Raw genomic sequence first — 11,206 nt, forward strand, 5'->3', positions numbered from 1 at the left:
AAAATAAATTTAAAACTACAATAAAAAAGAAGATACCTCTAAAGTATCTTCTTTTTTATTATTTCATCTCAGCATACAAAGTAAATCCGTTCTTTCCGTTTTCTTTAGTTTTATAAAGTGCCTTATCTGCATTTTTATATAGGCTTTCAAAATCTCTTTCGCTTTCAAATGTGGTAGATACTCCTATACTGGAAGATATATTCACTTTGCTCTTATCATCGGTGTATTCATAACTTAAACTTTCCAGAATACTCATTGCTTTCTTCTTGACCATATCCATATCAGTACATGGTATAAAGGCTGCAAATTCATCTCCGCCTATCCTACCTATTATGTCATTATCCCTAAATTCGTCTTTTATTGCATTTGCAAAATCATATATGACCTTATCACCGGCAGCATGCCCAAGTGTGTCGTTGACATTCTTAAAGTTATCTATATCAAATATGAAAAATGCATAATCTTTATTATTCTTGCTGTTTGATAATATATCATGGATATAATTTTGCGTCGCAGCTTTGTTATAAAGACCGGTCAGAGAATCACTCTCCATTTTTTCAAATAATTTTGACTCTCTTGATTTTTCTTCATCGATATTTTGCCTGTAAACCAGCATCCTTATGGATTTATCATCATCCCAATAAAATATCCTTGTCGTTATTCTTACCCAGTGGTATACTTCTTCGCTATTTTCTCTTGTCATGAAGTCATAATATAAACTCTCTATCCCGTTATTATATTGTTTTAAAACATTTTCGGGACTAAAGGTATTTAAGTAACCTGACCGATATTCTTCCTTTATTTGTTTTTCTGCTATGATATCAAGTGCTTCATTAAAAGGAGTATTTACGGGTACGCCGAGGCTTTCAAAATACTCATCAGTCTCTTCACTTGCTGACTTATTATGCGTTATATCTATTTCATATATATTTTCGTAAATCTTTGCGGTCTCGGTTTGGAATACTGTACGATGCTTCTTTTCTTTTTCTATTGTAAGTCGTTCGATGTTATCTCTGTAATTTCTAATTATTTTAGTTATTATTAGAATTATCAAAATTATTACTACGGTCACAGTAAGAATTCCAAACATCATTTGATTTCTGAAACTGTTTTGTATTTTTGTCATATCATTATCTATTATTAAATGCCAGTTTAGATTTTTTATATAGTTATTTACTATATAGCTATTTTTACTTTTCTCTTCAAACCAAAGTCTTTGAGATGATATATCATTTTTATCAATCAGTATTTTGTTTTTTAAAGATTTAAAGTCTTCTTTTTCAAAAAGGTTTGCATTTTCATAGCCGGTATTTGAAGTCGATATTTGGATATCTCCCTTAGAATTAATCAAATAAGCCTTTACGCCGAATTTGTTTTCATAATCCCTAAATAATTTCTGAAGATTATCTACCTTAAATCCTACACCTACAACTCCTAGATTATTGTTATTTTTATCCTTTATCCTGCAGTTTATAAAAACCGTTATTTCATTATTTAAAGCTTCATCATTATCTATATTGATAGAATATTCTTCTTTTGAATTTAAAAACTCATAATACCATTTATTTTCGGGATTACTTTTACCAAGGATCCTGTCTATACCATTATAATGATAATACTTATTTGTCTTTACTGACACTAAAAAGACAGAATCGTAATCATACTTTTTCTTATAAGTATAAAGATAATCTTTAAGAGTATTTATATAACTTTTATCATTTCCTCTTTTATTTTCGTTCATGAGAAAGTCTTTAAGAAGAGTATCGTTTGCCATGGTCAGAGAAATATTGATAGGCTTGGTAAAATCTGCATCTATTTTATGATAAATTATTTCCGCAGTAAGGTCTGCAACGTTTTTAACATCTTCTCTCATTATTTTTACATTATTATAATAATTAACAAAAGAAGTGATAAGAAAACCCAATACTATTATTATACCTATTAAAATGTTTACTTTAAGCAGTGTGTTTTTTTTCATGATCGTTATTTCTTTCTGATATATTTATATATATTATATAGGATTTAATCTTAATTTATCAATGGTATGCCAAAATAAAAATAAGTTTATGCTCAGTATAATGTAACCTTACTAATGAATTGAATATTTAAATCAATATTAATCAATAATCATTAAAAAGGTTAATTAAATAAAGTGACTTGTAAAGTTAGATTTAAAGTATTTTTTTCTGCCTGATACATACAATATAAATAGGAAATAGGTGGTAATATGGTTTTTAAATTTGAAAAATTTTTATTTAGTTTTATTGTTATCTTAAGTGTTTTATTTGTAGGTCTTAATATCATGAATAAAAACGAAGTCTTATCTACAGTCAGTAACGGTTCTTCAAATGAAACAAAGCTGGTAAACTCCGATAATTATTTAAAAGCCGGAGTCATTAAAATGTCATTGAGCAGTACAAAGAACGTTAAAATCATGGTAAACGGAGAAGAAAACTTTAATTATACTCTTAAAGATAATATTATGACGCTTGCTGTAAGTGATAAAGATGTAGTGGAAGTGGACCTTAGAAATTTTAAAGAAGATACGCTTGATATTTTGATACTAAAAGTATCAGACGGACTTACAAATCCTCCCGTTAGTCAGAAATATCAGTTCAGTAAGGGAATAAACAAATTATTTGATGTTAAAATGAATTAAAAAAGCTTGTTAAAAATAAAAAGATATTATATAATAAAGCGTAAGTATTTGTATTAATTAGAGGTAATTAATGGATAACATAATAAATATTGCAGTGGACGGTCCCGCAGGTTCGGGAAAAAGCACTGTTGCGAAAATAATAGCAAAGAAATTAAATATAACTTATTTGGACACAGGCTCTATGTACAGAGCATTTACTTATTATGCTTTAAATAAAAATGTAAAAGCGAATGACAAAGAAGGTATAAATGATCTTTTAGAAAGTATAGACCTTGTTTTAGACAAAGAAAATGTTTTTGTAAATGATAAAGACGTAACAAAAGAAATAAGATTTGAAAATATAGATAAAAATGTATCCGATTACGCCGCAATAAAAGAAGTAAGAGAAAAAATGGTAAATATCCAGCGCGAAATATCTAAGGGTAAAAGCGTAATAATGGACGGCAGGGATATAGGAAGCGTCGTTCTTCCGAATGCGGAGTTTAAATTTTACCTAGATGCATCTAGCGAAGAAAGAGCAAAGAGGAGATATCTGCAAAATATTGAAAGAGGAAAAGAAGTCCCTTATGAAGATATATTAAAAGATATCGAAATTAGAGATGAACTTGATAAAACAAGAGAAGTAGACCCTCTTGTAATATGTGAAGACGCAGTAGTAGTGGATACTTCTGATATGAATATAGATGATGTAGTTGAATTTATAATTAATAAGGTTAGTAGGTAATTTATGTTATATGATATTCTAAGACCTATAATAAGGGTTTTATTAAAAATTGTATATAAAGTAAAGGTCACGGGGCTTGATAATCTTCCCGATAATGATACATCTTATATCATTTCCGGAAATCACATACATATTTGGGATCCTGTTTTAATGGCCGTACAAATAAAAGGTAGACATCTGCACTTTATGGCAAAGGATGTCTTATTTAAATCCAAGTTTTTAAACTGGTTTTTACATAAAGTATATGCAATCCCGGTAAAAAGAGAAGACAATGATATCGTAGCTATTAAAACAGCTATGAAAGTTTTAAAGAATAAAGAAGTTTTGGGAATCTTTCCGGAAGGAACAAGAAATCTCACAGAAGAAGAAATGCTTGAACCCAAAGGAGGGCTTGTACTTCTTGCAACGAGGATGAAAGTTCCCGTAGTTCCCGTAGGTATTAGGGGAGAATACAAATTTAGAAAACCTCTCATAATAAATTACGGAAAACCGATATATTTGGATGAATACTACAGTAAAAAATTATCTTCACAGGACTGCATAGATATATGCAAAAAAGAAATCTATCCTGAAATCATCAGATTAAAGGAGATGTAAGATGAATATAAGAAAAGCAAAGAGTGCGGGTTACTGCTTTGGAGTAAATAAAGCCGTTAATACCGCTTATGAGGCAAGTGAAAACAGCAATGGAAAAGTTTATACACTCGGTCCTCTTATACATAATGTTCATGTGACAAATGAACTTAAAGAAAAGGGAGTATCCATAATAGATAATCTCGACGATATAGATGAAGGAACGGTCATAATACGTTCTCATGGGGTCGGTAAGGAAATTTATGAAAAAATCAAGAAAAAAAACTTAAAATTGATTGACGCAACGTGCCCTTATGTAAAATCTATTCAAAATAAGGTTGAAAAATATCACAATAAAGGTTATACTATAGTAATTGTAGGAGATAGCAAGCATCCTGAGGTAAAAGGTGTTAACGGCTGGTGTGAAAACAAAGCTCAAGTAATCTTTTCCAAGGAAGAAGCTAAAAACTTCGCTACAGACGAAAATGTCTGTGTTGTTGCTCAGACTACAATAATAGAAGCTCTTTTTGATGATATTACAAATATAATAAAAGACAACTGCGCTAATGTAGTGATTTTCAACACAATTTGTAATGCTACAAGCGTAAGACAGGAAGAAGCCAGTTTAATAGCATCAGAAGTGGAAGCTATGGTAGTAGTTGGTGATACTCATAGCTCGAACACGAAGAAACTAGTAGAAATCAGCAAATCAAAATGCGATAATGTTTTCTTTGTAGAAACTGCTTCGGATTTGGATGATGCTATAAAGAAATATAACAATATTGGACTAACGGCTGGAGCATCGACACCAACCCAGTTAATAGAGGAGGTAATTAATACTATGGACAACAACATGGTGGATAGTTTTGAAAAAAACATCGAAGAATCAATGAAAGAATTTAGAGAGGGAGATATCGTAGAAGGCGAAATCGTTGCGGTAGACCACAACGAAGTAACTATGAACATCGGTTATAAATCAGATGGTATCGTTAAAAAAGCCGACTTTTTATACGACCTAATGGAAGACTTGACTTCTAAAGCTGCTAAGGGCGATAAAGTCAAAGTTATGGTCATGAAGATGAATGACGGAACAGGCAATGTTTCACTTTCTAAAATCAAAGTTGACGAACTTGGTGCTTTAGACGAAGCTAAAGAAAAATTTGATTCCAAAGAAACAGTTAAAGCTAAAATAACAAAAGTAGTTAAAGGTGGTTTGATTGTTGATTTAGGATTTATCAAAGCATTTATGCCTGCTTCTTACTATGATGTAAGATTTATCAAAGATTTTGACAGTCTTCTAGGCAAAGAAATCGAATGCAGAATCGTTGAATTTGACAAACAAAAGAACAAAATCATCGTTTCAAGAAAAATCTTACTTGAAGAAGCATACAAAGAAAGAAAAGAAAAAGAAAAAGAATTAAAAGAAGCTGCTATAGCCGCTCTTGAAATCGGTAAAGTAGTTGAAGCTCCAATCAAGAACATCACAAACTTCGGTATGTTCATTGACTTAAACGGAGTTGACGGCTTTATCCATATTTCAGATATAGCTTGGAAAAGAGTCGGAAACATCAACGATTTATACAAAGTTGGTGACAGCGTTAATGCTATCGTAACAGAATTAGACAAAGATAATTACAAAGTTAAATTAAGCGTAAAGGACTTAACAAAAGAACCTTGGCAGGAATTTATCGAAAATTATTCTGTAGGTCAAACTGTTAAAGCTACAATCAAAAATACTACAAACTTCGGTGCATTTGCTGAAATCATCCCTGATGTTGAAGGTTTAATTCATATCTCTCAATTATCACATGACAGAGTAAATAATGTTGAAGATGCAGTTAAAACCGGTGATGAAGTAAATGTTAAAATCATTGATATTAACAAAGACAAAAGAAAAGTTTCTCTTAGCATTAAAGAAACTATGGATCCACCAAAAAGAAAGATCGAAAGAAACAAATTATATCATAAAGAAGACAGCAATGTAACTTTAGGCGATATCTTCGGAGATCTTTTAAAATCTGAATAGTATTATAAAATATTCCCTGCATCTATTAGGTGCGGGGATTTTTATTAAAAGGAGAATAAAATGAAACAATTACAAATTGCTTTTGATACCAAAAGCTTGGATGAATGCATTAAAATAGGTAAAGAATGTGAAGAATATTTGGATATCATCGAATTCGGTACTCCTCTTGTATATAAGTACGGAGCCGAAGGTATCACAAAGCTGAAAGAAGCTTTTCCTGGTAAGAAAATCCTTGCCGACTTTAAAATAATGGATGCAGGCGAATTTGAAACAAAAATTGCTCTTGATGCGGGCGCGGATATAGTGACAGTACTTGCCGCAGCAGATAATCAAACTATAGAAGACTCTTTAAAAGCGGTAAAAGAGGTCGGTAAAGAATTGCTTGTCGATTTGATTTGCGTTGATGATTTCGAAGAAAGAGTATCTTATCTTGAAAAAATCGGGGTAGACTATATATGTGTACATACCGGTTCAGATACTCAAAAGCTGGGAGCAAATCCTCTCGAAGATTTGATTAGAGTTAAGAAACTCGTTAAAAATACGAAAGTAAGCGTTGCCGGGGGAGTAAAAGTAGATACTATAAAAAGTATAAGCGATGAATGTCCCGACGTTATAATTGTCGGAGGGGGACTTTATAATGCTGAAAATCCCGGTGAAACGGCTAAAAAAATGGTTGACATCATCAAATAGATAGTGTACACTATACTTCAGTAAATAAATATTTAGTGAAGTAAATAGGGTAGTGGAATGAATAGTTTTATTATAGAAGAGTATTTAAATGATTTAAATATAAATGAGAATTCTAAAAAGGGGTATTTGTACGATTTAAATACCTTCTTTTTGTTTATCAAAGAAAGAAATTCTTATAATAATTCCAATGATTTGGATAAAGAACTGAATTTATTTAAAATCATTAATAATATCGATATGTACGCTTACGTAAATCATTTAAAATCATCACTAAACAATTCCGAAAAGACTATTGCAAGAAAAATATCTGCAGTAAAAAATTTATATAAGTATCTAAACAAAAAATATTCTTTTTCAAGCGAAGTCGTAACTTTTAAATTCAAATATGACAATACTAATTTTAACAATGAAGTACTAAATGATAAGCAAATCAAAGATTTAATTGAATACACCAAAAGTCATGAACCGATCAAAAATCAAATCATAATATTTTTAATTTTATTTAACGGACTTACGGTGAAAGAACTAAAAAATATAAAAATCAAAGATATTTATGAAAATTCTATACTAATCGATAATAATGGTGAAAACAAAAGAATAGTCAAAATAAATGACGCTCTGAGAGCCATTTTAAGCGACTTTTTAAAATCAGTCGACCAGTTATACCTATTAAACGGACGTAATAATAAGCCGATTACCGAAAGACGGATTCAGGAAGTAGTAAAAAATGCACTTTGTAATATAGGTATAAACAAGAGAGGAATATCTACCGGGATATTAAGGAACACCTCTGTAAAAATGATAAAAGAGTATAACTCCGCAGGCTTTATGGATATAAAAAATTTCCTTGGGATAAAGACAGATAAACAAGTGGAGAAGTATTTAAAAGACAGCAAAGAATTAAATGAACTTGATATGAATAAAAATCCCTTCAGTAAATTTTAAACCAACGGTTAACAGAGTAGAAAATTTATAAAGCATATATGTATAAATAAGATAATTAATATATAAATATATATAAAGAAAATATAAAAAAGAAAATAATTAAATCATTTAAATATAATTTATTATAAGTTAAATGGTAGGAGTAATATAAAAAGATAACAATAATAAAGTTAAAATCAAATAATTATCAAGAATCAAAATCTAATATCGGCGGGAACCATTAATATCAAAGGCTTTAGCTTTATATTCAAATATACTTATTATATAGCTAAAATATGTTTAAGTTTATATTAAAGTTGTCTTTAGCGGAAAGTTGATTTATCTTAAATATCTGTCACTTTATATATAAGTAGTTTCTTCCCCATAAATTTTTATATTAAAATTCCTAAGTTCCAATTTTCTTAATATATAACCGTCATTATTCCTCAAAAATTTAAATACAAATAAAAGCAGTTCAGGGCTCGTTAAAACCGGAGATACAAGCAGTAAATTATTTACTTTATATACACTGATGTCTCTAGTATCAATAACAGGTATCACATTCATATTTAGATATAAAAAACAACATTAAAAAATAAAAAGACACAGCTTTAAACTGTGTCTTTTTTGTTACCTTATCATAGAAAGGCTTATCCTATTCTTATCTTTATTTACATCTAAAACCGTCACTTCAACTATATCCCCCGTCTTTAATATGTCGCCGGGATGTTTTATGAATGTGTTTGATATTTGAGATATATGAACCAGACCGTCCTGATGAACTCCGATATCAACGAATGCTCCGAAATCCACGACATTCCTAACCGTTCCTTTTAATTTCATTCCCACTATCAAATCTTCCATTTCCAAAACATCGCTTCTCAGTATCGGAGCAGGTATATCTTCTCTTGGGTCTCTGCCCGGTTTGATGAGTTCCTTTAAAATATCCTTGAGCGTAGGGATACCTATTTCACATTTTTCCGCTATATCACCTAAACCTATCTTTTTAGCTTTTTCTTCCAAATCGGATATACTATCGGTGTTAATCTCTTTTAAAGTATGCCCTGTCAGTTCCAGTACCTTTTTAGCCGCTTTATAAGTCTCCGGATGTACTCCGGAATTATCCAAAGGATTTGAACTCTCCGCAACTCTTAGGAAACCCGCACATTGTTCATAAGACTTTTTACCAAGTTTAGGTACCTTTAAAAGCTCGGAACGTTTATTGTATATCCCCTTTTCTTCTCTGTAAGTGACTATATTCTTAGCTACGGCACTGCTTATCCCCGCAACATATTCAAGAAGAGAAACCGAAGCTGTATTTAAATCTACTCCTACGCTGTTTACAACGCTTTCTACCACGCCTGTCAATGCTTCATTGAGTCTCGCCTTTGGCATATCGTGCTGATACTGCCCCACACCGATACTCTTCGGATCTATTTTAACAAGCTCTGCGAGAGGGTCCTGAAGCCTTCTTGCAATAGATACTGCACTCCTTAGTGCTACATCGAAATCGGGAAATTCTTTCGCCGCAAGTTTTGAAGCGGAGTATACCGAAGCACCAGCTTCGTTTACTATCATGTAAGCTACGTCCGTTCCCTTTATCGTATCGGCTACAAATTTTTCCGATTCCCTTGAGGCAGTCCCGTTCCCGATAGATATTATCTCTACGTTATACTTAGCTATCAATGCTTTTATTATCTTTTCCGATTCTTCTATTTTATTATGAGGAGGCGTAGGATATATAACTGTAGTATCCAATACCTTACCCGTACCGTCTACGACCGCAATTTTACAACCCGTTCTGTAAGCAGGGTCTAAGCCTAAAGTCACTTTGTTTTTTACCGGAGGCTGCATTAAAAGCTGTCTTAAGTTAGTAGAAAAAGTCTTTATCGCAGATTCGTTGGCGGTATCCGTCAAATCGTTTCTGATTTCTCTTTCTATAGAAGGAAATAATAGCCTGTCAAAAGCGTCGAGACATGTATCTATAATATATTTATATGCACTGCTTTTGTGGTTTTTAACGATATGCTTATGGATTATATATAGAGCCTGTTCTTTATCTACGCTTATCCCCACTTTTAAGAAGCCTTCTTTTTCGCCTCTGTTAAGTGCAAGTACTTTATGTCCAGCAAGCTTTTTGATACCTTCGCTAAAATCGTAGTAGGTGGCGTAAACACTGTCTTCGTCTTTAGCGTTTTTACTTGCTATTTTTCCTCTTTGACGTACAAATTGCTTCAATTCTTTTCTTATACTTGCATCATCGGAAATACTTTCCGCGATTATATCAAGAGCACCTTTTATGGCTTCTTCTTCGTTATTTACGCCTTTTTCTTCATTGATATAATCTTTTGCAAGTTCGGTGATATCACCTAAGTCTACCTTTTGAGAAATTATCAAGTCCGATAAAGGTTCCAGTCCTTTTTCCTTTGCAATGGAAGCTCTGGTCTTTCTCTTTGGTTTATATGGTCTGTATAAGTCTTCTACCTCTGAAAGTGTCTTTGCGTCATCTATGGATTTTTCAAGTTCAACTGTCAGCTTTTCCAAAGAAGCAATAGATTTTTTGACTTCCTCTTTTCTTTCATTTAAGTTTATCAAGTAGTTGAGTCTGTCTGTTATCTCTCTAAGGAGCTGATCGTCCATAGAACCTGTCAGTTCTTTACGATACCTTGCTATAAAAGGAACTGTATCCCCTTTGTTTAAAAGTTCAATAACATTTTCAATATGTTTTTTGTTTTGATTAAATTCACTTGCTAAAATTTCAATTATCTGCTGCATTTTATACCTCTTTATTTAATATTATTACTTCACTAAATAAATATTTTGTGAAGTGTATGCTCTATTTTATAATAAGTAATAATTTATAAATTTATTTATTCCAAAATTATTATATTCTATTTTTAATATTTGATAATTATTTTCCTACCAAATATCTGTTTTTAAATGTAATTTTAAAAACTCTTATTTTTTACAAATAACCTTTTCTACTCTTCCCTATTTTTACTAAATATTGTTTTTGTTAATTCGTAATTTATTTAATTTCTTTATTATATAGTAATTTACGTACCCTAACATTTTAGAATTAATTGAATATCTTCTCTCAGAGTAACACAATCAACTATATTTTAAACGTTCTTTTTAAAACAGTTTAACGCTTTTGATTTCTTTGATTTTAGTATAAAAAGCTATTTTATATATTAGAAATAATCAATAAAGAACATTCACATTTTTCTTTAAGCATAGTAAATTGATCAATAGTCATAAAAATTATCTACCTAAAAAAGTAATTGCTATTATCTTTAAAATTTATTTCTTTATACTAACTAAATAGTTATTTTATATAATTAGTATAAGGAATAATACATAGTTGATTTAATATTCCTTGCATTAAGCCTCTGTGCCTCACTATAATACTATTTAACCGCTTTTGCATAGATAGCGAATTAAAAATTTAATAAAATCTAAACGTTCTTTAACACATTAAATAATATAATTTTTAGTTTCTATGCAATGGATATATGGGCAATACTTAATCGTTGATATAAGTTATTTTTATAGTTAAACAAAGTATAAATTTCTAATTATCTTTTTATATTTTCTTAAATGCTCGTAA

8 protein-coding genes are annotated in these 11,206 nt (G+C 30.8%); 6 read left to right on the top strand and 2 right to left on the bottom strand.

The window, feature by feature from the left end; genetic code table 11:
- Positions 1-58: 58 nt before the first annotated feature.
- Positions 59-1,978: a sensor domain-containing diguanylate cyclase gene (locus tag Q0516_RS04565; protein WP_294467564.1), complete on the bottom strand. Its 1,920-nt coding sequence runs from the start codon at positions 1,976-1,978 to the stop codon at positions 59-61.
- A 249-nt stretch (positions 1,979-2,227) separates the two neighbouring features.
- Between Q0516_RS04565 and Q0516_RS04570 the strand changes: the two genes are divergently transcribed.
- From Q0516_RS04570 to Q0516_RS04595, 6 genes are all read left to right on the top strand, one after another.
- Positions 2,228-2,659: a hypothetical protein gene (locus tag Q0516_RS04570; protein ID WP_294467566.1), complete on the top strand. Its 432-nt coding sequence runs from the start codon at positions 2,228-2,230 to the stop codon at positions 2,657-2,659.
- 70 nt (positions 2,660-2,729) lie between these two features.
- Positions 2,730-3,383: a (d)CMP kinase gene (cmk, locus tag Q0516_RS04575; RefSeq protein ID WP_294467570.1), complete on the top strand. Its 654-nt coding sequence runs from the start codon at positions 2,730-2,732 to the stop codon at positions 3,381-3,383.
- A gap of 3 nt (positions 3,384-3,386) precedes the next feature.
- Positions 3,387-3,980 carry a 1-acyl-sn-glycerol-3-phosphate acyltransferase gene (locus Q0516_RS04580; RefSeq protein WP_294467573.1) on the top strand — a complete coding sequence of 198 codons (594 nt, stop codon included), beginning with the start codon at positions 3,387-3,389 and terminating at the stop codon, positions 3,978-3,980.
- Between the two features lies 1 nt (position 3,981).
- Positions 3,982-5,982 (top strand): bifunctional 4-hydroxy-3-methylbut-2-enyl diphosphate reductase/30S ribosomal protein S1, encoded by a 2,001-nt coding sequence (locus tag Q0516_RS04585; protein ID WP_294467576.1) that lies wholly within the window; start codon positions 3,982-3,984, stop codon positions 5,980-5,982.
- Between the two features lie 60 nt (positions 5,983-6,042).
- On the top strand, positions 6,043-6,672 hold the full coding sequence (hxlA, locus tag Q0516_RS04590) for a 3-hexulose-6-phosphate synthase (protein ID WP_294467580.1): 630 nt from the start codon (positions 6,043-6,045) through the stop codon (positions 6,670-6,672).
- 57 nt (positions 6,673-6,729) lie between these two features.
- Positions 6,730-7,617: a tyrosine-type recombinase/integrase gene (locus Q0516_RS04595; protein WP_294467585.1), complete on the top strand. Its 888-nt coding sequence runs from the start codon at positions 6,730-6,732 to the stop codon at positions 7,615-7,617.
- Positions 7,618-8,226: 609 nt separating this feature from the next.
- Here Q0516_RS04595 and Q0516_RS04600 read toward each other — a convergent pair.
- Entirely contained in the window at positions 8,227-10,371 is a 2,145-nt protein-coding gene (locus Q0516_RS04600; protein ID WP_294467587.1) for a Tex family protein, read from the bottom strand.
- Positions 10,372-11,206: the final 835 nt, after the last annotated feature.

This window comes from uncultured Anaerofustis sp., from assembly GCF_938029165.1.
GTDB lineage: Bacteria > Bacillota > Clostridia > Eubacteriales > Anaerofustaceae > Anaerofustis.